Raw genomic sequence first — 490 nt, 5'->3', positions numbered from 1 at the left:
ATTAAATAAAAACTTCTTCATCCGAGCATAGGCTTCAGCGGTATCTTCACTAGGTCTTGCAAAGTATCGGGTATCAACTTTATTGGAAATCACCATGATTTGAGTGGTTGCGTAAATCCCTTTAAAAAATCCATCTTCTGCATAACGCTGAATTTGATAATAAGCTTGCATAAAACCGTCTTTAGCGGACTCTTTTTTGAGCTCAATATGAATGATTGGGAGCCCATTAATCAGCAAGCTCACATCTCCACGATCTACTCTAGAGGAATCTGGGACCACTTGGTGAACCACCTCATAAGAAGAAGTTCCTCCTGAGATATCCTTATTTCTAAAGGCTTCTAAAGTCACTTTTTTCCCATTTTCTCGCTCTAATAAAACTTGAGCCACCCCGTTTTCTCCTCTAAGCCATTGAGAAGCTAAAAAAGGCGTTCCGGTCAAACGTGAAAACTCGACTTTGACTTGCTTAAATTCTTTGTCCGTTAATAGTTGC

Annotated in this window: 1 protein-coding gene; it reads right to left on the bottom strand. The window is 39.6% G+C overall.

Going from position 1 to position 490, the window contains the following annotated elements; translation table 11 throughout:
• A partial coding sequence (locus JKP73_RS22045; RefSeq protein ID WP_267903279.1) for a type I restriction endonuclease occupies nucleotides 1-490 on the bottom strand: 490 nt, incomplete at both ends.

The organism is Virgibacillus salexigens (genome assembly GCF_014905415.1).
Lineage (GTDB): Bacteria > Bacillota > Bacilli > Bacillales > Amphibacillaceae > Virgibacillus > Virgibacillus salexigens.
Note: the sequence above shows the minus strand (reverse complement) of the source record. Positions and strands in the feature narration are given on the sequence as shown.